A 20,240-nucleotide genomic window follows, 5' to 3' on the forward strand; every position below is an offset into this window, starting at 1 on the left:
GAATGAGCGAGGCAAGATCTTATGACTGCAACAAAGCTTTTCCTGGCGCTGACAGCCGCAATCCCAATGGCGACTTCCCATGTCGATCCGAAGGAGCTCGATGCGGTATTTGCTGATATCCGGCCGGATCAACCGGGCTGCGCCTATGCTGTGGATCTGCGCGGCAAGGTTCTCTATCAGGGCGGCTTTGGACTTGCTGATCTAGCCACCCGCGAGCCGATCACACCCGCAACACGCTTCGAACTGGCGTCAACATCGAAGCAGTTCACGGCCGCTCTTATCCTGATCTTGGCACAGGAACGCCAACTTAAATTGGCGGCATCTATCCGCACCTATCTGCCTGACCTCCCTAAGGTCTACGATCCGGTTACGGTCGCGGACTTGTTGCACCACACCAGTGGCATTCGCGAGTATTTCGATGCATTCAGGGCACGCGGAGACGATGAGAGCAAACCCCATTCCCGCGAGGAAGTGCTGGCCTTCGTCAAGGCGCAACGCGGACTCGACGGCCCACCTGGCCGTCGTTTTTCCTACGTTAACACCAATTACTTCCTGCTCGCAGAAATCGTGGAACGCCTAACCGGAAAGTCATTTCCGGATGCTGCGCGGGAACGGCTCTTCAAGCCGGCGGGCATGACGGAAACTCGCGCAACGCTTGATACGACCAGTCTCATTGCAGGTGACGCGCGCGGCTATCAAATCGACAAGAACGGTAGCTTTGTCTCCGCAGCCTGGGCCTGGCAAGGCTATGGCGACCGCGGCGTGCGGACTACTGTTGGCGATCTTGCTCTTTGGCATGGTGCATCGCTCGCGGCGACAACCGGCGGTCAGGCGCTCGAAGTGGCGCGCCTCGCGAACGGGAAACTGCATTCTGGCAGACCTGTCGATTATGCCGGTGGGTTGTTCGTGGATGATCGGCAAAGCGAGCGTGTTGTGTCGCATTCGGGCTTGGTTGTGGGCAATCGCGCCATGGACGTACTTTATCCGGAGAGCGGGATTGGTATCAGCGTGATGTGTAATCGCGACGATATCTCGCCAGCTGAGCGTGCGCGCAAAATTGCTTTGCTCGTGAAGCCCGGGGCGCCCGATCCAGCTTTTGACCGCGCAATTGATCCTGCCGAAATGAAACGCCTGGGAAAAGTTGGCGACCTGCGCTCCGCGCCTGATGGCTATTATCGCGATCCCTTGTATGGACAGTATCTCATCGTCGCTCACCGTGACGGTGAGCCGATTGTCAGCTACAATATGCGAGCTGAGAAAGTGACGCGCCGCCAGGACGGCATCTACCGCGCGCGCCGAGGTGTTCTGCTGAGCTATGCAGTCATACAGAGTGGAATCAAGCGCGTCGTTCAGTGGACTGAGAGTGGACCAATACCGTACCAATATGTTGGAACTGGCGCACCTGAAACCAAATTGTTTTGGCCCGGACAATATCGCAGCGATGAGCTTGGTATTACCGTAACCCTGTCACGGGATCAGAAGGGATGGTTGCTCGATACTCCGGCAGGTGCGGTGCCGTTAGCTGCTGCGATGGCAGATGACCTTGTGGGCCCGAACGCCGCATTTTCATTACATGCTGTTGGTCCTGAAATCTTTACATTTCACACCGTCAATCTGAACGGGATAGTGTTCAGGCGGCTTCGATAATTCGACGGGAGCGCCTGCCTATCGCGACGAAGATCGTTGCTGCTAGCAGAGGAAATACTGCGCAAAGCAGGAAGAAGTTACCATATCCGAGCGCAGGTTCGGCGCGGCCCATCAATCCAGCAAGAAAATTGCCAGCCGCACGCGCACTGTACCAGAACGCGATGGTGATTGCACCTCGTCCTGCGGGCGCCAGGCGCGCAAACAGACTGAGTCCAACCGGAAGCACCCACAACTCGCCAAAGGTTACCATCAAGAAGAATGCTGCAAGAACAGGCCAGGAAATCTCACCAGGTTGCCCTAGCTTGATGATCAGTGCGAGCCCAACAAAGGCCGCGGCCATGATGCAGCTACCAATGGCCATTCTGAAGTAGTCGTTCTGCGCGCCACCTCTCGCGGCGGCCTTACGCCAGCCCCAGACGAGCAGAGGGGTGAACAGAATGACTCCCAGGGGATTGAGCGACTGAAACCAGGTATAGGGGATGGTGATATCTGCCCCCAACGAACGATCGACCTGGCTGGCGGCGAAAAGCGCGACAGTGTTGCCGAGCTGCTCGTAAGCGACCCGCAAGACGATGACTGCTGCGAGGACACCTGCCAGAAGCGGGATGACGGACAGGCTCGTAGCCGCGACCGGCGCTTCGTCGACCGGATGGGACGCTGCTGCAGGTCGGTCTGGCGGCAGCAGATGGCGTCCGGCGAGAAAGATAACAATGGCAGCCGCAAGCCCGCTAGCGGAAGCGAGGAAGCTGTAGCGCCAGCCGAAATTCTCTCCAAGCGTGCCGCAGATCAGCGGTGCCAGCAGCGCACCAGCGCTCACTGCGAGATAGTAGAAGCTGAAACTGCGCTGGCGATCGGGGGCGTTCGGCGAAAAAAGTGCACCCAGAGTAGCGGGCAGAGTGGGAAGAAACAGGCCATTGCCAATGACAATTGCGGCGAGGCAACCCGTGACGTTCGCGCCAATCACAAGGCCGATGTAACCGGCCATCTTCAGCAATGCGCCACCGACAATTGCCGCAGATCGGCCAATAAACCTATCGGCGATCCACCCTCCCAGGATTGGCGTTACATAGGCTACGCCGAGGAACGTCCCATAGATAAGTGAGGCGTCCTCGGTCGAATAGCCCAGGTCTTGCGTAAGGTAGTAGACCAGTACGGTTCTGAGCCCGACATAGGAGAAGGCCTCCCACATTTCCGTCGCAGCCAGCAGCAATACCGCTGGGTGATCCCGAAACGTTTTCGGAAGCCACCGGGACATGACGCTCACGCGTTCGAGCCGGACTTGTCACCCACTCCGCCCGGAAGCTTTGGCGGCACGTTGCCCCAGGCCAAACGCGCATTGTCAGGAGATGCGGCACCAAGGCTCCTCCCACAAATCAGGACGAGTCCAATGGCCACGGCAAATTCGATGAGATCCCATGGGCGCCACCCGATGCCTGCGACCGTTGGGGCCCATTCGGCAGTGACGTTTACTCCCAGCTCGTTATGGATGGCGTGAGTGAGCACGCCCCCCCACATTGATCCACCGAGCTTGTTGCATACGAAGACAGCGATGATGGTGCTCGCAATGAACCCAGGAGCGATGACGAGTTGTTTGACAATAACGCTCCAGGCCGCGCCAGGGGCGCCGGAGAACAGTGTTGGCAGGTCGCGTGGCAAATGCCAGGCCCACCACATGATGCCGAGGATCACCGCTGCGGTAAGGGGGTCAAACTTCTTGAGGAGCTGCGGCAGCGCAAAGCCGCGCCAGCCCAGTTCTTCCAGCAGCGGGCCAGGGCTGAGTAGCAGCGATGCTGCCAGCATCACATAAATGGCGACCGGATCTGACCCATAGCGCAGGAAGGTACGATCAAGCGTACCAGGCGGAGCGTAGAGGTATGTCTGAACCCACATGATTCCTGTGAGCGCGAAGAATGCAAGGAAACACACGGCTATGACAGTAACGCCCTGACGCCAGGAAACAGGCGACCGCCACGGGGCGCAGCGGCTGAGCAGTTCACGAAATCCTGCTTGCCCATAGCCGATCCCGGTTGCGATCAGGGCCGCGAACATTGGGGCGGCCGGAAACAGTAAGAGCGTATAGGCTCCCGGATACTCGAACGTAGACCTGACAGCGGTAATAATGTTGAGGTGAGCGTGCGTCTCCTGCAGCATCTTGAACATCGGGTCGAGCGGCGTCGGGCTCATCGCGCGTAGCGCATGGGCCGCGAGAGCGATCAGTATCGCCAACACATAGAAGCACAGCAAAGGCCGCTGTCGGACAAACTCCCGCATGGTTCAATTCTCCCGTTCTGTCAGCAGAACATTTCAGATAGGCCCAGGATGGTCAACAAGAATTGACTGTCCGTTCGGTTGATTTATGGGGTGAAGATGCAGCAGCTGGTGCAAACAACAGCAAACCGAAGACTCGTGTTATGCTTGATCGTCGAACATTGATGGGAGGCATTTTGTCGATGGCTGGATCGAAGGCGACAGGTGCAGCGCTGCCGGGGCGACGGTTGCGCGTGTTTGTGGCGACCTTGGGTACTGAGACGAATTCATTCTCACCTCTGCCAACCGGACTGGATGCGTTCCGGGCGACGATGCTCTGGCGCCCCGGAGAGCACCCGGATTTCGCAACCGAGGCGACCGGACCGCTGTGGGCCGCTCGAGAGCGTGCCCGCGAGGGACGCTACGAGGTCATCGAGGGAACCTGTGCCTTCGCCATGCCGGGTGGTCCAGTCAGCGCGCAAGCCTACCAACTACTGCGCGACGAGATCCTCGATCAACTGCGACGGGCAATGCCGGTGGATATCGTGGCTTTCGGTTTACACGGCGCAATGCTTGCCTTTGGCGAGGACGAGTGCGAGGCGGACCTTCTGGAGCGTGCCCGGGCGATTGTCGGGCCGGATGTTGCGCTAGGGGCCGAACTTGATCTTCACGCTCACTTGTCGCAGCGATTGGTCAGAGCTGCTGACGTACTCGTGGCATTCAAGTACTATCCGCATATCGACTACGTCGAGCGTGCGCGTGACCTTCTCGATCTACTCGAGAGAATCCGTGCGGGTGAGATCATGCCGACGTCGAGCCTGTTCAATTGCCAGATGGTTGCCGGACTGGCGACGCAGTCGTCACCGATGAAGGAATTGGTCGCAGACCTGTTTGAGCTCGAGCGGCGAGGGGAAGTCCTCTCCGGCTCACTGATCCAAGGCTTTCGTGCGGGCGATGTAGCGCGGATGGGGTCGAAAGTGCTGATCTATACCAACAACGATCAGCCAGCTGCTGCCTCTATCGCACAAGACTTCGGTCGGCGCTACCAAGCCATGGCTTCGATCATGAAAGGCAACGGCCCCGAGCGAAGCTTTGCGGCCGACATCGAGCTAGCCAAGGCGGCCACCGCATACCCGGTAATCCTGGTCGATAGTTCGGACAACCCCGGCGGTGGGGCTTCGGGTGACAATATGGCATTGGCCCGAGCGATGCTGGACAATGACCTCGTCCCGTCGTGCATTGGGCCGATATGGGATCCCCTGGCAGTACAATTGGGCTTTGAAGCCGGCCTTGGTGCCGATTTTTCCCTGCGCGTTGGCGGCAAGGTCGGCGAGGCATCCGGGCTACCTCTCGACGTTCGCGGCAAAATCACAGGGCTTGCCGAGAATGTCACCCAAAACCTTCAGGGCTCTCGGCCGCCTCTGGGGCGCGTCGTCTGCATCAGTACAGGTGGTCTCGACATCATCGTCAGCGAAATTCGCGACCAGTGCTACGGCCCCGATATGTTCCGGGCGCTCGGTGTTGAACCTGCGAACAAGCGCTATGTTGCCGTAAAGTCGTCCGAGCAATGGAGAATCGGTTTCGGGGACATGGGGCGCAGTGTGATCTACGTCGCTTCAAGCCAGCAGTCGTCCAACCGTCACTATCACAAGCGCTCCCGACCGATGTGGCCATTCGAGCCTGTCGACTTTTCAGCCTAGCGGATAAACCAGACCCTATCGATGTAATCGCCAGCGACACGATAGGCGACTATGGTCTCGAAGCGACCATCCGGGCCGCGCGTCGGGTCACCTTCGCCAAGTTCATGATCAACGACGTAGTTGTCGCGGATCATCCGCCCGATGAGCTCCATCCGAAGGCTGGGGACCCTGGCAAACAACTGCTTATAGACCTGTACGATCTCCGCGCGGCCCACGGCCACCGGCGGGCCCGTCAATTGTTCGAAACGCGCATCGATTGTGAAACAGGCCGCAAAGCCGTCCGCATCATGGGCGTTGAATCGTTCCAATTGGCGAATTACCGGATCCAGAAGTCGGATCGTATTTTGTTCTGACATGAGCAGATCCATTAAGAGCCGGGCTTGGCGGTTGAGACCGGAAGACGGACCAACAGCATCGCAAACAGTGCCGCTGCAGCCGCGCCCGCAATTGCCATTGCCACGAGTAACGCTTCGGCCTGAGCCATTCCCGTTTCCTTGAAAACGGGAACCAAGATTGGACCAATGCTGAGCCCGAGCATGATATTGAATACGCCGCCCAACGATGAGCCAATTCCGCGCACCTCGTCGATGAGACGCTCTTGGAATAGGGGCAGCGAAACTGTTTGTGCAAAGGCGCTCGAGAAACCCCAGACCGAGATCGCGCCAATGACTCCGTAAGCGCTTGGAACTAGCAGCAATCCGGTACCGGCCAGTCCCACGATCGTTGCGGCGATAATCGCGGCAGGTCGGCGGTCTCCCTTGCCTGTGGCTCTCAGTCGACCGGCGACAGCCCCCCCGGCTAGCGCGCTTAGCGATCCGGCAAGGATGGCAAGGAGACCAAAGATGAACCCGGTCGAAGAGGTCGAGACACCATAGCTGCGGATCATCAGCGAAGGCGCCCAGCTGACCAGCGCGAAATCGCCGAGCGAGAGAGCTGCACATCCGAGATAGATGGGGCCGAGTTGTCTTCGGTGCCGCCAAAGCCACGCCAGCGGCTCTGCCAGCGAGTTGGGCGGTCGGCTGACAGCGCGCACTGGTTCGCGGATGGAGGAGGCCATCGCTGCGGCAAGGAAGATTCCGGGCGTGCCAGCAATCACCATGACGACGCGCCACCCAGAAAGGTCGCCCAGCACAGGCAGCCCGATGAAGGCCTGGTGACTGACCAGCTCAACCAGTGCTCCGCCTAAGAGGAAGGCAAAACCATTGCCGGCGATCATGCCCAACATCAGCAGCGCCAACGGCATGCTCCGCCGCTCGGGCGGAAACATATTGGCGAGCATCGATACCGCTGCAGGCATGAGCATTGCCTCGCCTGTGCCAACGGCAACGCGCAAGATGGCCATCGTGCCGAAATCTCGAGCGAAGCCAGTTGCAATCGTTGCGGCGCTCCAGATGAGTATTCCGATGATGATCATGCGTTTGCGATTATGGCGGTCTGCCAGCCAACCTGCGGCAACACCCATGGCAGTGTAGAAGATCGCAAATGCTGCTCCCACGATAATGCTGAACTGAGCGTCGCTCATGCCGAGTTCGCGCTCGATCGGATCAACGAGCAGCGATAATATGAAGCGGTCAGTGTAGGAAACCATGGCTGCGACGGTGAACAGCACAGCGGCCCACCAGCCAGCTCGGGCGGAGACAGTCGCTCCGGCTTCGGTCGAGGTCGTCACGAATGCGACTCCACGGCTTCTGGCCGCCATAGCCGCAGCACTTTCTTGTCGATCTTGCCGATCGGGGTCATCGGCAAGGCGTCGATGAATTCAATGCGCTTGGGAACGGCGGCTACACCGCGGCGCTCTCTGACAACGCGCGTGATCTGGGCTCGATCAGGTGGATTGGCCGGGTCAGTGGAGACAACGAATGCCGTCACGGCCTCACCCCAATACGGATCGTCGCTGCCTACCACGCCGCAGGCGAGAACCCCGGGAACATCTGCGATCACCTGCTCAATTTCATTTGGGTAGACATTGAAGCCGCCCGTGATGATCATGTCCTTTGTGCGATCGACGATGCTCAGGTAGCCGTCGTCATCAAAGCGTCCCACGTCGCCGGTGCGAAGCCAGCCATCACGTATAGCTTCTGCGGTGTCTGATTCACGACGCCAATAGCCCTGCATCACAAAGGCCCCACGAACACAGATTTCCCCGCATTCCCCGGTGGCGACAGGCGCGCCATTGGCATCAATGAGTTGGATATCCACGCTGGCCAGTGGCACTCCACACGATCCCAGTCGATCTGGCCGATCCAGCACATGCTGGCCTCGTGCCAGGTAAGCGATGCAGGTTGGCGCCTCAGTCTGACCGTAGAGCTGCATGAACAACGGCCCAAAAAGCTCTATGGCTTCGACAAGACGCGGAATGGCAATTGGTGCGCCGCCGTATATGATCGTTTCGAGCGGTCCAAGATCGAGCGCAGTTTCCTTTGCTAGGTCGATTAGCCGGTAGATCATCGTGGGGACGAGGAACGTAGCGGTAACGTTGTGCTTGCACGCATAGTCCGCCAAGCCCGCTGGATCGAATGATGGTAGCAGGTGAAAGGTTCCGCCTTTCAGCCACGCGGGGTAACATAGTATTCCCGCTGCATGCGACACCGGTGTGACAGCGACGACGTTCGTGGGGCTCGGCCATTCCCATTCACTCGCAGCCATCAAAACCGTTGCCAACGCCGAATTGTGAGTATGGACGACGCCTTTGGGCCGGCCAGTGGTCCCTCCAGTGTAACCAATCACCGCGATATCACCACATTGAGCAACTGGCTCCAACGGCGACGGGGCGAATGAATCAGCCCGCGCCACAAGATCGATACCTCGTTCGGCTGCACCGAGAGTCGCGACCTGGATACTGCGGCCCAGGTTGGTCACCAGCAATTCCACTCGTTCGGCTTGCTCTTGCGCCACCAGTACGACATCAATTTCGGCATCGCTTAGAATATAAGCCAGATCCTCGTCGGACATGAACAGCGAAACCGGCGTTACACGGATGGCAGCAACCATTGCTGCAGCATTGGCAATAGCGGTCTCGGGGAGGTTTGGCGCCATGATTGCCAGAGCCCCGCCACGGGCAAGCCCGAGTGAGCCAAAGGCCGCGACGAACTGAGAAATGCGATCCCCCAGCTCCGCGTAAGTGAGTGCACCTTCTGGCCACTCGAGTGCAATACGAGGATGCCAGCGTTGACAGGCTCTCGCGATCAGGGATCCCAGAGACCCGCCTAAATCAATCCCCATTCCTGATTCTCCACCGCAAGGGACACGACCCCTCTCTTATATCCGTCTAAAGTCAGGTTACAATCATATATTGACCGGCTGGCCGGTTAATGCCAATTTCACCGGACTAACTTCGGGGAGGAACGAAATGATTCGTCGATCGATTGTTTGTGCGACATTGGTCACTTTGATGGCCTCAAGTGCGCCTGCTGCGTTCGCGCAGAATGCACCAACAGCAGTGGATGAAGCGCAAGCCGACAAGGCGCCTGGTGAGATCGTGGTCACGGCCCGGAAGATCACTGAGCGCCTCCAGGACGTTCCGATCTCGATCTCAGCAGTCTCGGCCGACAAGATTGCGGAACGCGACAATGTTCGGGTCTCCGAATTGGCTGCTGCTGTTCCGAATGTGACATTTAGTGGTGGTCCGCTGGCCACTGTTACGGTGCGGGGCGTCTCTAGCCAGTCACGATACAATCCGGGCTTCGACAGCGGGATTGGGATCTACATCGACGGAGTGGTGCAGGGGAAAAGCTATACTTTTGACTCCCCACTCTTTGACGTCGAGCGGGTCGAATTCCTTCGCGGACCGCAAGGTACGCTCTTCGGCAAGAACGCTATCGGCGGCGCGATCAGTATCGTCACGCGCAACCCGAGCTTTACGCCGACCGGTCAATTCGAACTTGGAATCGGCAGCTTCAACCGTTTTGAAGCACAGGGTTTTGTTTCGGCGCCGCTTTCCAATACGCTTGCGGTAAGTGTCGGTGGATTTCGGGTCAAGCGGGATGGCTACGTTCATAATCTGCTCGACAATCGCCGCTTTGGAAACGACGATAGCTACGGCGGTCGTGCAAAGGTTCTCTGGAAACCCTCGGACGTGGTCAAGCTGGTGTTCTCGGCCGACTACCTGAACGAGAACAATTACGGCTACGTCGAAGAGATTTTGGCCGGTTACGGTGGGCCGACGGGACGCTACGAAAGCAATGTAAACACTCCGACGCTCGCTCTGCGCAAATCCAAGGGGATTTCGCTAACAGCTGACATCGAGACAGGCTTTGGCGCGACCCTGACGTCGATAACAGCTTATCGATGGGCCGAAAACCAGAGAACAAACGACTCCGACGTCGGGCCACTCTCGATCGTCGTAAGCGAGTCTGCGTCCAAACAGACGCAGTTTTCGCAAGAGTTGCGCTTGTCCGGCAAGCTGGGAGATAGAATCAACTATTTGATCGGCGCGTACCTATTCCGCCAGGATACCGATAACTTCGCACAAAGCACATTTGGTCCCGACAGTAGATTTGCGCCGCTCAGGGGGAAGGTCGGCGATACCTTTGGCGAGGCAGACACCGAAGCAGTGGCTGCTTTCGCAAGTATCGATTGGGAGCTTGTCGATAAGCTGACCGCGACTGTCGGCATTCGCTACACCGACGAAGCCAAGCGTCTCAATTACCAGCAGAATGGCTTCCCGATAATTGGCGCCCCGAACCTCCCACAGGAGTTCGACAGGATCAGCGCGACGGATGTCTCGCCCACGTTTACCCTGCGCTACCAGCCCTCACGTGCCATCATGGTATACGGCACGGCGTCGAAAGGCTTCAAGTCGGGCGGCTGGAACGTCGACAATATTACCTCGCCGCGCATTACGACTTTTAAAGCCTTGCGGTTTGGTGACGAGAGCCTCTGGAATTATGAACTGGGTATAAAGGCGCAGTTCCTCGATAACCGCATCACGTTTAACGCTGACGTCTTCCGTCAGGATTATTCTGACATTCAGACACCGCAGCTTACCCAGGTCCTCGGCGGTGGCGGGGCAGTCGTAGCTATCGTAACCAACGCCGCATCGGCCCGGTTGCAGGGGGTGGAAGCCGAACTGACCGTGCGGCCGACTAGCATTCTGACGGTGAACGGGGTCCTTGGCTACACCGACGCTAGATATAGCAGGTACACCGACGGGGCCCTCAACTTTTCCGGAAACCGGCTGCCCGGAGCGCCAAAGTGGACTGGCAACCTCTCGGCGACCTTGCGGGTTCCGGTTAGTGATGACTGGTCGCTGGGGACGAGAGGAGAATATCTCTATCGCTCGAGAACATTCGGCGATCGCGAGAACTCGGCGGCTCGTACAACGCCGTCATATGCTTCGATCAACCTCTCGGCTGGCATCTACGGAAAGCATTTCGACCTGGTTGGCTTTGTCAACAACCTCGCGGACAAACAGGACGTCATCCTGATCTCCGATGGGGGCTTTCCGGCTCCGCTGGGTGTCGGGCTGAACACGCTAGTTGCCAGGCAACTGGGGCGTACATGGGGTCTGCGGCTTGCTGGTCGTTTCTGATTGCCACGGGCGCGGATATCATCCCCGGTACCGGGGATAAGGCTGGGATCCCCGCTTGATATCCGATCTACCCGGCTTAAGGTCGATGCGATGCAGCGGCGGAGATGACAGGCTATGGTCGGAGTGCGCGCTAAGGATCATGAAGATAAGAAGCGCTTGATCCTTGATACTGCTTCGGGCCTCTTCGCAAGGCAGGGCTTTGCGAAAACCTCGATCTCTGAGCTTTCTTCAGCCTGTGGCGCCTCCAAGGCTTGGATCTATCATTATTTCCCGACCAAAGAAGACATTCTCTTCACACTGCTGCGGGACTTTCTGGTGGAGGTTCGAGCTCGCCTTGGAGCGATCGATATCGAGGGGCTCGCTCCTGAGGTCTCGCTGTACAAATTTATTCTCGAATGCTTGCGTATCTATGATGACTATCGCATAAACTACCCGATTTTGTTCAATGAAATGACAGTTTTGACCGGCGATCAGCAAAAAGAGTTGCGCGCGATTGAAGACGTGCCGGTTAAACTTCTGACGGCAATCGTCGTCAAGATCAGACCGGACATTGCCGAGGCTGCAGATTTTCGGACACCTATAACATTGCTCATCTACGGTACAATCAACTGGACCTACACTTGGTACAATCCAGACGGGAAGCTTAAGTTAGAGCAACTTGCCGATCTTGTACGTGATTTCGTGCTTGGCGGCATCCAAACCGTTGATGTCGATTGATGGACACTCGATGGGGCGGTTATCGGAACTCGGTGAACTGGCCTGATAACCTGAACTAAACTTGGGCATCGCTGAGCTAGGGATTGAGAGCCACCCCATTCGCGCAGCAGTAAAACTAGTCAGAAGATCTGTCGGTGTTACTGTGAGGGTAACTTCGCGAATGCGCGCCGAGCCAGCAGGTCTCGATTTCACGCTGCAGCGGAGGTCGCAACATTCCATTCCGCCATGGAAGCGCATTGGAAGGTCCGGATGGCCTGTCTGGAGCTCAGGTAACACAGCATGTTGAATTTGTAGTTGTTTGCTGAGTGGATGGAAATGAAACGCTGGGCTTGTCCCTGGGACTTGAAGCGCTGAATTTCCCGCTTGCCTCGTCGCACAGGAAGATTCGAGTTCTCGACCAGGTTGTTGTCGCGTAGTTGGGAGCGCGCGCACTTCAAGCATTTTGTGCTCAGGTGGTTCTTTCTGGTTCGTAAGGGCCGATGTGAGTGCGGATCGCGGACTGGCCGCCGGCCCTGGTGACAACTGGCAGCTGCATCGGAATCGACGGCCGCAAGGCCTTCGCCTTCGAGGAGATATCGCGAACTCCCGGCGGAACTCGCACTCTTCTTGCGCTGGACATGTAGGTTCGGGAGATGCCCGATTAGCTGTAATTCCTGGTCGGCTGGGTGCCGCTTTTGGCCAACGTCCTGCCTTAATCGTTCTGGGCGGTCGCCCAAGTTGCGCATGACGAGTCTGATGCAACGTCGCGGTGGATTGCGCGTCGGGGAGACTTGCTCGTGCTGGAAGTGGCTGACGCGTCAGAACACCTTGATCAATCCGCCGTGCGGCAAACGCATGCCGATCTGGTCGGCGTGCCGCCGCTGCTATGCCTGACCGCGCTGCGAATAGATATGGCGGCGGAAATACGCGAGCGCGAGGATTACACGGTCAAGATCATTGCTGTGCCGGTCGGCTATGGTTCCGAAGCAGCCTTCAACCGGGCCTTCGTGCGCTACTGCGGAGAAAGCCCGGGGCGCTGGCGGGCGCGCCGCGCCCCGGACGCGGCCGGACCTAGCGTTCAACTACCAGCAGCGTGACGATGCCCTTGGCAAAGCCCGCAAGGTCGGCGCCTGCAGCCTGGTTTTCGGCCGAGCTCATGGCCCCGCCAAAGGCCGCCTTGTCGGCAAAGTCCATTTCAGCGATCTGGTAGAGTTCGGTATCGCCCATCAGTTTGCGGCGCACCTTGTTGACGCGCAGGGCCTCAAGCCCGGGGATTTTCTCCACCAACGGCGTGTGCACTTCGGTGTAGTGACGGTCGAAGGCTTCGGGATCGGCGGGCTGGGCGTAAAGCGCCATCAGGGTCATTGTCATGCTGGGTTCTCCTCAAACGGCGTTCATGGTCAGAAGGTCGTAGGTTGCGACCAGTTCGTCATCGCCGTTGGTGACTGCCACCGCCCAGCGCATTTCGCCCATGGTTGGCGTGCGCAGCGACTTGGCCTTGGCGGTAAGGGCCACCTTGATGCTGGTGCCCGGTTTCACCGGCTTGATGAAGCGCAGGTGCTCCAGTCCGAAATTGGCGAGCACCGGACCTGGCGCGGGATCGACGAACAGCCCGGCCGCGAACGACAGGATCAGGTAGCCATGGGCTACGCGCCCGCCGAAGATCGGGCTGGCGGCGGCGGCCACCTCGTCCATGTGGGCGTAGAAGTTGTCGCCGGTATAGGCGGCGAAATGCTCGATATCCTCCAGCGTGATCGTGCGCGAGGCGGTGTGCAGGGTGTAGCCCAGTTCCAGTTCGCCCAGTCGCTTGCGGAAGGGGTGATCAGCGCCGACCGGCTGCGGTGCGCCGGGCAGCCATTGCCGGATCAGTGCGGAAAGCACGCGCGGATGGCCCTGCACGGCGCTGCGCTGCATATAGTGCTTCACGTTACGCACCCCGCCCAGTTCCTCGCCGCCGCCAGCCCGGCCGGGGCCGCCGTGGATCAGCATCGGCAGGGGCGAGCCGTGACCGGTCGATTCCCGCGCGCTGTCGCGGTCCACGAACACCATACGGCCGTGGAAGGCACCAGCACCAAGCACGAAGCGGCGCACCATTTCGGCATCGTGGGTGAATACCGATAGCGCCAGCGAGCCAAGCCCGCGATTAGCGAGCGCGATCGCGTCTTGCTCGGTATCATAGGGCATCAGCGTACAGACCGGGCCGAAGGCCTCGACATCGTGGACGGCCTGCGCCTCCCACGGCCGGTCATGCCGGAACAGCAAGGGAGACTGGAACGCGCCATTTTGTGCGTCGCCGAGCGCCTCGACGTCGTCGATTGCGCCGAACACCAGATCGCATTCCTGCGCCAGGGCGCGGGCCTTTGCGCGCACGTCCTCGCGCTGGGCCAGGCTGACGAGTGCACCCATGTGCACGCCTTCGCGCGCCGGATCACCCACGATCACGCCGGAAAGGCGTTCGGTCAGTGCAGCCTGCGCGGCATCCAGCAGCGCGCGCGGCACGAAGGCGCGCCGAATCGCGGTGCATTTCTGCCCGGCCTTGACGGTCATTTCCTTGACCACTTCCTTGACGAAGAGGTCGAATTCCGGGCTACCCACGGCAGCGTCCGGAGCAAGGATCGAGGCGTTGAGCGAATCCCGCTCCGCCACAAACCGCACCGCATTGCGCGCCATAACGGGGTGACTCTGCAGCTTGATCGCCGTCTCCGCAGAACCGGTGAACGAGACCACGTCTTGACATGTCAAGTGATCGAAAATGTCACCGATAGCGCCGACAACCAGCTGCAATGCGCCCGCAGGCAGCACACCTGCCTCGATCATGATCCGCACCGCGTGCTCTGCCAGCGGCGCGGTGGCCGTGGCGGGCTTCACGATCACCGCCATGCCTGCCATCAGCGCCGGTCCCAGCTTTTCGAGCATTCCCCAAACGGGGAAGTTGAAAGCATTGATGTGTAGCGCCGCACCCTGCAGCGAGGTGTAGATGTGCTGCCCGGCAAAGCTTCCGGTCTTGCCGATCGCTTCCAAATCGCCATCGACGATGATGACATCATCCGGCAGCTCGCGCCGCCCCTTGGAGGCCGTGGTGAAGAGGGTGCCCGCGCCGCCTTCGATGTCGATCCAACTATCGGCGCGGGTGGCACCAGTCTGCGCGGACAGAGCGTAAAGTTCTTCCTTGCGCTCGATGATTGCCTGCCCCAACGCCTTAATGATCCCGGCGCGCTGGTGAAAGTTCATGGCGCGCAGCGCCGGGCTACCGATACTGCGGGCGTGATCGAGCATGGCTGCAAAATCGATCCCCTCGCTGCCCGCAAGGGCTACTGCTTGCCCGTCGAGCGCTGAGCGCACGGGCTGACCGGCGCCGGTGCCATCGACCCACCGGTCAGCGAAGTAGTTCTGCAGTCGTGTGGTCATGGTAGCTCCGAAAGCTGGAATTTGTGACGGTCAGCGGCCGGCGAAAACCGGGCGGCGCTTTTCGGTGAAGGCGGCGACGCCTTCCTGATAGTCGACGCTTTGGCCAAGCTCGCGCATCAGGTCGCGCTCGAGATCGAGCGCCTCGCCGAGCGAACGCCCAAACGAACTGCGCAGCGCCTGCTTTGTGGCAGCGAGGCCGCGGGTCGCCCCTTGGGCAAAGCGCGCGGCCAGCGTGCCCGCCTCGTCCATCAGCGCTTCATCATCGACGCATTTCCAGATCATGCCCCAAGCCTCTGCGCGCTCGGCGGGGAGGGGATCGCCGGTGAGGGCCAAGCCTAGGGCCCGCGCCTGTCCGGCAAGGCGGGGCAGCACCCAAGTGCCGCCTGAATCCGGGATCAGACCGATATTGGCGAACGACTGGATGAACTTCGCACTGCGCGCAGCAATCACGATGTCGCAGGCGAAGGCGATATTCGCGCCGGCACCGGCTGCCACGCCGTTGACCGCGCAGATCACCGGCAATTCCATCGTCGCAAGACGGCGCACCAGTGGGGAGTAATGGCGTTCTACCGCGATACCGAGATCGACCGCCTCGCCGCCCGGCGCCACTGCCGGATCTGACAAGTCCTGGCCTGCGCAAAACCCCCGCCCGGCTCCGTTGAGCAGCAGGCAGCGCACTGATTTGTCGCCATCGATCCAGTCGAGCGCTGCGCTCAGTTCCTCATGCATCTGGACCGTAAAGCTGTTGAGCCGGTCCGGACGGTTCAGCGTGATGCGTGCCACGCCTCCTTCGATCGCCAGCGCGATGGTCTCGAATTCCATCCGTCTCTCCCACTCTCGAATCGCTTGAGTTAAATTAACTGCCCAGACGGTTAATTATTGGCAAGCGGCTTTTTTGCCGATAGCTGTGGCGATGAATCGAGATTGGAACTGGGAGTAAGAGATGGAGGCGGACGCCCAAGCGAGTGATGGGGGCAATGCCGCGCTCGCACTGAATGTAGCGCAGGCCCTGTTCTCGCGTGAAGGCACCGGACCGGCGTGGGGTTTGCGGGTCGTGGCGCCGCCCGGTCCGGCTATTCCCAGATCGGCGACAACGCCCTTGCCTATGCCTGCAACAGCCGTAACGCGGCCAGCATCGCGCAATCGGCGTGGATCATTTTCCTCGTTCCGGCAAGCGCCGTCGAGGTTCTGCTGGCCTAGGCGCAGGAAGACGCGACTAGCGGGCGCAGCGGGATCTACCGCGTGACGGTGCGCGCGAAAGACCACCAGCACGTTATCGCGCAGTCTAAGGCCCTTCGCGCACGGGCGGCAGGGAGGTAATTGCGGGGCTGGAATATGTTCATTGACCAGTCGGTCAATGAAAGTTAGCCAACGTGATCAGAGGGAATCAGCAGATGTACACGACTGAACTTGGCAAGGTTTCGCCGCTTCAGGACGGCGCGCAGGAAGATCCTGAGCGCCTCGCTGCGTTCGAGACGCGCGTTGCCGCCGATGAATTCGTTGAGCCGAAAGACTGGATGCCCCAGGCCTATCGCCGCACCCTGGTGCGCCAGATCTCGCAGCACGCACATAGCGAGATTGTGGGAATGCTCCCCGAAGGCAACTGGCTGACCCGTGCGCCGAGCCTGCAGCGCAAGGCGATCCTGCTGGCAAAGATTCAGGACGAAGGCGGCCACGGCTTGTACCTCTACTGCGCGGCCGAAACGCTTGGCACCAGCCGCGAGGAAATGATCGACGCACTGCATTCGGGGCGCGCCAAGTATTCAACCATCTTCAACTATCCGACACTTAACTGGGCGGATATTGGCGCGATCGGCTGGCTGGTCGATGGCGCGGCGATCATGAATCAGGTGCCGCTGCAGCGCACCTCCTATGGCCCTTATGCCCGCGCGATGGTGCGGATATGCAAGGAGGAAAGCTTCCACCAGCGTCAGGGCTATGACCTGTTGCTGGCACTGGCGAAAGGCACGGCGGCGCAAAAGGCGATGTCACAGGATGCGCTCAATCGCTGGTGGTGGCCAGCCTTGATGATGTTTGGCCCGCCGGATGAAGACTCGCCCAACAGCGCCCAGTCGATCCGCTGGCGAATCAAGCGTGAGACCAACGACCAACTGCGCCAGAAGTTTGTCGATGCGACGGTCCCGCAGGCCGAATTGCTCGGCCTCACTATCCCTGATCCTGATCTCAACTGGAACGAGCAGCGCGGCCACTACGACTTTGGCGCGATCGAATGGGACGAGTTCTACGCCGTCGTGCGCGGCGAAGGGCCGACCGCCAAGGAACGCATCACTGCGCGCCGCGACGCTTGGGCCAATGGCGCCTGGGTGCGTGAGGCTGCTGCCGCATTCGAGGCAAAGCGGGCCGCGCGTGTCGCCGCCTGATTATCGGGAGGATAGAATGTACGATTGGCCGCTCTGGGAAGTTTTCATTCGTGCCCGCGGTGGGCTTGACCATCGCCACGCGGGATCAGTACACGCGCCTGATGCGCACATGGCGCTGCGCCATGCACGCGACACCTATACCCGCAGGCTCGAAGGGGTTAGCATTTGGGTCGTGCGCTCCAGCGATATCGTCGCCTCTGATCCGGCGCAGGACTATTCGATGTTCGAGCCTGCCGCCAGCAAGATCTACCGCCACCCGACATTCTACGTGCTTCCTGAAGCCGTGGACCATATGTGAGGCCCTGCGATGGAGTATTCCTTATTCCGCGCATTGACGCAGCTTGGCGATGACAGCCTGATCTTGGGCCAGCGCCTCTGTGAGTGGTGCGGCCACGGTCCCACGATTGAGGTGGACCTTGGCCTGTCCAACCTTGCGCTAGACCTAATCGGGCAGGCGACCATGTTGTTGGACTATGCCGGTGAATTGGAAGGTGGCGGCCGCGATGCCGATGCCTTGGCCTTCCACCGCAACGCCGAGCAGTTTGCTAACTGCCTGCTGGCCGAGCAGCCCAATGGCGATTTCGCCCGCACGGTGGTGCGCCACCTGCTTTTCGCCACCTATGCCAGCGCGCTATACGAGGCGCTGACGGCATCCCCCGATGCGCGCCTCGCCGAAATCGCAGCAAAGGCGGTAAAGGAACTGCGCTATCACGCTGATTTCGCCGCCGACTGGGCGGAGCGATTGGGCGATGGCACCGAGGAAAGCCGCGCGCGCATGGCAGAAGCGCTCGATTGGCACTGGCGCTTCGTCAATGACCTGTTCCACGATGATCGGGATTGGGCGGCCTGTGCTGCGCGCGGCCTGGTGCCGCTGCGTCAATCCTTGCGCTATGGCTTCGAACGCGATGTCTCGGCTATTCTTGAACGGGCTGGACTGGCGCTGCCGCGCAAGGTCTGGCCTATCGTTGGCGGACGCAGCGGGCAGCATAGCGAGCACCTTTCGGTGCTCTTGGCGACGATGCAGGTCCTGCCCCGCGCTCATCCCGAAGCGGTCTGGTAGATCGCGTGCCCCTGCCAAGCGACCTTGCCGGGCGGATTGCCGCGATACTCGCCGATGTGCCTGATCCCGAGATACCGGCTGTGTCGATTATCGACCTGGGCATCGTACGCGAGGTCGGTGGTGATGATGGCGCGGCATGGGTCGCGCTGACTCCGACCTATAGCGGCTGCCCGGCAACCAGTGCGATCGGACGTGCGGCTCGGGATGCGCTCGATGCGGCGGGGCTGGAAGGGGTCTCGATCCGCATCGTGCTTTCACCCGCCTGGTCAACTGCGATGATCACGCCCCAGGGTCACGATAAGCTGCGCCGCTATGGCATCGCCCCGCCAAGTGCGACGGGTGAGAGCGGCCCCTGCGCCTGCCCGCGTTGCGGCTCGCTGAGTACCCACGAAATCTCACGCTTCGGCTCAACCCCGTGCAAGGCGCTGTGGCAGTGCGATGCCTGCCTTGAGCCTTTCGATCGTTTCAAGTGTCACTAGGATAGCCGATGTCGACCACGTTCCACTGCCTTTCGATCAGCGAAGTTCGCCAGGAAACCGCCGATGCGATCACTGTACGGTTTGCCGTGCCGGACGCGCTGGCGGGCAGCTTCCGGTTTATACCCGGCCAGCACCTGACGCTGCGCGCGGAGGTGGCAGGCGAGGATCTTCGCCGTAGCTATTCGCTCTGCTCCACCCCTGGCGACAAGGAGCTGCAAATTGCGATCAAGCGCGTTGCGGGCGGCCGGTTTTCGAACTGGGCGGCCGATGCCCTTAAGGCCGGTGCAATGCTGGAAGTCATGCCCCCGGCTGGTGCCTTCGGCTGGACTTTCAATAGCCAGCGGCGAGTGCAATATGCCATGTTCGCCAGCGGATCGGGGATCACCCCGATCCTTTCGCTGCTGAAAGCCGGTCTTGCCGCCGAACCCGCGAGCCATTTCGCGCTGTTCTACGGCAACCGCGATACGGCGGGGATTCTTTTCCTCGAAGAGCTGGCACAGCTCAAGAACCGCTACCTTGACCGGTTCGAGATCCATCACTTCCTCTCGCGCGAGGACGACGAGCTGGAGCTGCTGAACGGGCGCATCGACCGGGCGAAAATGGCCGAAATCCTCGCCCACGTGTTGCCGGCCTCGGCCATTGACGCCGCCTTCATCTGCGGTCCCGGAGCGATGATGGACGCGGTCGAGGGGGCACTGGTTGAGTCTGGCTTGGATGCTGGCCAGATCAGGAGCGAACGCTTCAGTGCGGACGAATTGAGCGCAGCGCGGCGCGAGCAAGTGGAACGACTTGAACGGCAAGCCGCGGGCAAGTCGATCAAGGTCACGATCAACGGCAAGCGCCGCGCGCTGACTTATGATCCGACGCTCGAATCCATTCTGGAAAACACCCGGGCGGCTGGCCTTGCTGCGCCGTTCTCGTGCAAGGCTGGAGTCTGCGCCACATGCCGCGCGCGGGTGGTGGAGGGCCAGGTTGAGATGATCCGCAACTTCGGCCTTACTGCCGACGAGTTGGAGCGTGGCTATGTCCTTACTTGCCAGGCCATCCCGTTGTCCGACGATGTCGAGATCGACTTCGACGCCTGAATGAAAG

At 60.1% G+C, this 20,240-nt stretch carries 19 protein-coding genes; 11 read left to right on the top strand and 8 right to left on the bottom strand.

Going from position 1 to position 20,240, the window contains the following annotated elements; genetic code table 11:
• Nucleotides 1–21 precede the first annotated feature (21 nt).
• Nucleotides 22–1,647 (top strand): serine hydrolase, encoded by a 1,626-nt coding sequence (locus NMD1_RS15055; RefSeq protein ID WP_125955354.1) that lies wholly within the window; start codon nucleotides 22–24, stop codon nucleotides 1,645–1,647.
• Here the strand turns inward: NMD1_RS15055 and NMD1_RS15060 are convergent.
• Entirely contained in the window at nucleotides 1,631–2,902 is a 1,272-nt protein-coding gene (locus tag NMD1_RS15060; protein WP_147457753.1) for a peptide MFS transporter, read from the bottom strand. The genes NMD1_RS15055 and NMD1_RS15060 overlap by 17 nt on opposite strands.
• Before the next feature lie 5 nt (nucleotides 2,903–2,907).
• Nucleotides 2,908–3,918 (bottom strand): CPBP family intramembrane glutamic endopeptidase, encoded by a 1,011-nt coding sequence (locus tag NMD1_RS15065; protein ID WP_125955355.1) that lies wholly within the window; start codon nucleotides 3,916–3,918, stop codon nucleotides 2,908–2,910.
• Between the two features lie 140 nt (nucleotides 3,919–4,058).
• On the opposite strand from NMD1_RS15065, the gene mlrC reads away from it, so the two are divergent.
• A complete protein-coding gene (gene mlrC, locus NMD1_RS15070; RefSeq protein ID WP_304413634.1) occupies nucleotides 4,059–5,594 on the top strand; it encodes a microcystinase MlrC in 1,536 nt (511 codons plus the stop codon).
• Here mlrC and NMD1_RS15075 read toward each other — a convergent pair.
• The 3 genes from NMD1_RS15075 to NMD1_RS15085 are packed head-to-tail and all read right to left on the bottom strand — an operon-like array spanning nucleotide 5,591 to nucleotide 8,816.
• Complete coding sequence (locus tag NMD1_RS15075; protein WP_158453977.1) at nucleotides 5,591–5,950, bottom strand: nuclear transport factor 2 family protein; 360 nt, start codon at nucleotides 5,948–5,950, stop codon at nucleotides 5,591–5,593. The genes mlrC and NMD1_RS15075 overlap by 4 nt on opposite strands.
• 11 nt (nucleotides 5,951–5,961) lie before the next feature.
• On the bottom strand, nucleotides 5,962–7,263 hold the full coding sequence (locus NMD1_RS15080; RefSeq protein WP_158453978.1) for an MFS transporter: 1,302 nt from the start codon (nucleotides 7,261–7,263) through the stop codon (nucleotides 5,962–5,964).
• Complete coding sequence (locus NMD1_RS15085) at nucleotides 7,260–8,816, bottom strand: AMP-binding protein (protein WP_125955358.1); 1,557 nt, start codon at nucleotides 8,814–8,816, stop codon at nucleotides 7,260–7,262. Before NMD1_RS15085 ends, NMD1_RS15080 begins: the two co-directional genes overlap by 4 nt.
• A gap of 127 nt (nucleotides 8,817–8,943) precedes the next feature.
• Between NMD1_RS15085 and NMD1_RS15090 the strand changes: the two genes are divergently transcribed.
• The 3 genes from NMD1_RS15090 to NMD1_RS15100 all read left to right on the top strand — a co-directional run bounded on the left by NMD1_RS15090 (nucleotide 8,944) and on the right by NMD1_RS15100 (nucleotide 12,917).
• Nucleotides 8,944–11,124 (top strand): TonB-dependent receptor, encoded by a 2,181-nt coding sequence (locus NMD1_RS15090; protein WP_118074281.1) that lies wholly within the window; start codon nucleotides 8,944–8,946, stop codon nucleotides 11,122–11,124.
• A gap of 114 nt (nucleotides 11,125–11,238) precedes the next feature.
• The gene (locus NMD1_RS15095; RefSeq protein WP_118074280.1) at nucleotides 11,239–11,841 is read left to right on the top strand and encodes a TetR/AcrR family transcriptional regulator; all 603 of its coding nucleotides are present in this window, start codon (nucleotides 11,239–11,241) and stop codon (nucleotides 11,839–11,841) included.
• 776 nt (nucleotides 11,842–12,617) lie between these two features.
• Nucleotides 12,618–12,917 carry a helix-turn-helix domain-containing protein gene (locus tag NMD1_RS15100; RefSeq protein ID WP_158453979.1) on the top strand — a complete coding sequence of 100 codons (300 nt, stop codon included), beginning with the start codon at nucleotides 12,618–12,620 and terminating at the stop codon, nucleotides 12,915–12,917.
• Here the strand turns inward: NMD1_RS15100 and NMD1_RS15105 are convergent.
• From NMD1_RS15105 to paaG, 3 genes are read right to left on the bottom strand one after another with little or no spacing between them, the layout of a single operon-like run.
• Entirely contained in the window at nucleotides 12,892–13,191 is a 300-nt protein-coding gene (locus tag NMD1_RS15105; protein WP_199558140.1) for an EthD family reductase, read from the bottom strand. The genes NMD1_RS15100 and NMD1_RS15105 overlap by 26 nt on opposite strands.
• Nucleotides 13,192–13,203: 12 nt before the next feature.
• Nucleotides 13,204–15,228: a phenylacetic acid degradation bifunctional protein PaaZ gene (gene paaZ, locus NMD1_RS15110; RefSeq protein WP_118074278.1), complete on the bottom strand. Its 2,025-nt coding sequence runs from the start codon at nucleotides 15,226–15,228 to the stop codon at nucleotides 13,204–13,206.
• A gap of 30 nt (nucleotides 15,229–15,258) precedes the next feature.
• The gene (paaG, locus tag NMD1_RS15115; RefSeq protein WP_118074277.1) at nucleotides 15,259–16,050 is read right to left on the bottom strand and encodes a 2-(1,2-epoxy-1,2-dihydrophenyl)acetyl-CoA isomerase PaaG; all 792 of its coding nucleotides are present in this window, start codon (nucleotides 16,048–16,050) and stop codon (nucleotides 15,259–15,261) included.
• Nucleotides 16,051–16,266: 216 nt separating this feature from the next.
• Between paaG and NMD1_RS21260 the strand changes: the two genes are divergently transcribed.
• From NMD1_RS21260 to NMD1_RS15140, 6 genes are all read left to right on the top strand, one after another.
• Nucleotides 16,267–16,428, top strand: coding sequence for a hypothetical protein (locus NMD1_RS21260; protein ID WP_158453980.1), 162 nt, complete (start codon nucleotides 16,267–16,269; stop codon nucleotides 16,426–16,428).
• Between the two features lie 194 nt (nucleotides 16,429–16,622).
• A complete protein-coding gene (gene paaA, locus NMD1_RS15120; RefSeq protein WP_125955359.1) occupies nucleotides 16,623–17,609 on the top strand; it encodes a 1,2-phenylacetyl-CoA epoxidase subunit PaaA in 987 nt (328 codons plus the stop codon).
• Between the two features lie 16 nt (nucleotides 17,610–17,625).
• The gene (gene paaB / locus NMD1_RS15125) at nucleotides 17,626–17,907 is read left to right on the top strand and encodes a 1,2-phenylacetyl-CoA epoxidase subunit PaaB (protein ID WP_125955360.1); all 282 of its coding nucleotides are present in this window, start codon (nucleotides 17,626–17,628) and stop codon (nucleotides 17,905–17,907) included.
• Between the two features lie 9 nt (nucleotides 17,908–17,916).
• Complete coding sequence (paaC, locus tag NMD1_RS15130; RefSeq protein ID WP_125955361.1) at nucleotides 17,917–18,669, top strand: 1,2-phenylacetyl-CoA epoxidase subunit PaaC; 753 nt, start codon at nucleotides 17,917–17,919, stop codon at nucleotides 18,667–18,669.
• A 5-nt stretch (nucleotides 18,670–18,674) separates the two neighbouring features.
• Nucleotides 18,675–19,148 carry a 1,2-phenylacetyl-CoA epoxidase subunit PaaD gene (paaD, locus tag NMD1_RS15135; protein WP_233497675.1) on the top strand — a complete coding sequence of 158 codons (474 nt, stop codon included), beginning with the start codon at nucleotides 18,675–18,677 and terminating at the stop codon, nucleotides 19,146–19,148.
• An 8-nt stretch (nucleotides 19,149–19,156) separates the two neighbouring features.
• The gene (locus tag NMD1_RS15140) at nucleotides 19,157–20,233 is read left to right on the top strand and encodes a 2Fe-2S iron-sulfur cluster-binding protein (RefSeq protein WP_125955362.1); all 1,077 of its coding nucleotides are present in this window, start codon (nucleotides 19,157–19,159) and stop codon (nucleotides 20,231–20,233) included.
• Nucleotides 20,234–20,240 lie beyond the last annotated feature (7 nt).

This window comes from Novosphingobium sp. MD-1, from assembly GCF_001014975.1.
Classification (GTDB): Bacteria; Pseudomonadota; Alphaproteobacteria; order Sphingomonadales; family Sphingomonadaceae; genus Novosphingobium.

What these genes read in the sequence shown, in the direction of transcription:
- paaA (WP_125955359.1), top strand. Translation starts at nt 16,623, where the DNA reads ATGTACACGACTGAACTTGGCAAGGTTTCGCCGCTTCAGGACGGCGCG.
- NMD1_RS15105 (WP_199558140.1), bottom strand. Translation starts at nt 13,191, where the DNA reads ATGACAATGACCCTGATGGCGCTTTACGCCCAGCCCGCCGATCCCGAA.
- NMD1_RS15095 (WP_118074280.1), top strand. Translation starts at nt 11,239, where the DNA reads ATGGTCGGAGTGCGCGCTAAGGATCATGAAGATAAGAAGCGCTTGATC.
- NMD1_RS15075 (WP_158453977.1), bottom strand. Translation starts at nt 5,950, where the DNA reads ATGTCAGAACAAAATACGATCCGACTTCTGGATCCGGTAATTCGCCAA.
- mlrC (WP_304413634.1), top strand. Translation starts at nt 4,059, where the DNA reads ATGCTTGATCGTCGAACATTGATGGGAGGCATTTTGTCGATGGCTGGA.
- NMD1_RS15060 (WP_147457753.1), bottom strand. Translation starts at nt 2,902, where the DNA reads ATGTCCCGGTGGCTTCCGAAAACGTTTCGGGATCACCCAGCGGTATTG.
- NMD1_RS15090 (WP_118074281.1), top strand. Translation starts at nt 8,944, where the DNA reads ATGATTCGTCGATCGATTGTTTGTGCGACATTGGTCACTTTGATGGCC.
- NMD1_RS15055 (WP_125955354.1), top strand. Translation starts at nt 22, where the DNA reads ATGACTGCAACAAAGCTTTTCCTGGCGCTGACAGCCGCAATCCCAATG.
- paaB (WP_125955360.1), top strand. Translation starts at nt 17,626, where the DNA reads ATGTACGATTGGCCGCTCTGGGAAGTTTTCATTCGTGCCCGCGGTGGG.
- paaZ (WP_118074278.1), bottom strand. Translation starts at nt 15,228, where the DNA reads ATGACCACACGACTGCAGAACTACTTCGCTGACCGGTGGGTCGATGGC.
- paaC (WP_125955361.1), top strand. Translation starts at nt 17,917, where the DNA reads ATGGAGTATTCCTTATTCCGCGCATTGACGCAGCTTGGCGATGACAGC.
- NMD1_RS15140 (WP_125955362.1), top strand. Translation starts at nt 19,157, where the DNA reads ATGTCGACCACGTTCCACTGCCTTTCGATCAGCGAAGTTCGCCAGGAA.
- paaG (WP_118074277.1), bottom strand. Translation starts at nt 16,050, where the DNA reads ATGGAATTCGAGACCATCGCGCTGGCGATCGAAGGAGGCGTGGCACGC.
- NMD1_RS15085 (WP_125955358.1), bottom strand. Translation starts at nt 8,816, where the DNA reads ATGGGGATTGATTTAGGCGGGTCTCTGGGATCCCTGATCGCGAGAGCC.
- NMD1_RS15065 (WP_125955355.1), bottom strand. Translation starts at nt 3,918, where the DNA reads ATGCGGGAGTTTGTCCGACAGCGGCCTTTGCTGTGCTTCTATGTGTTG.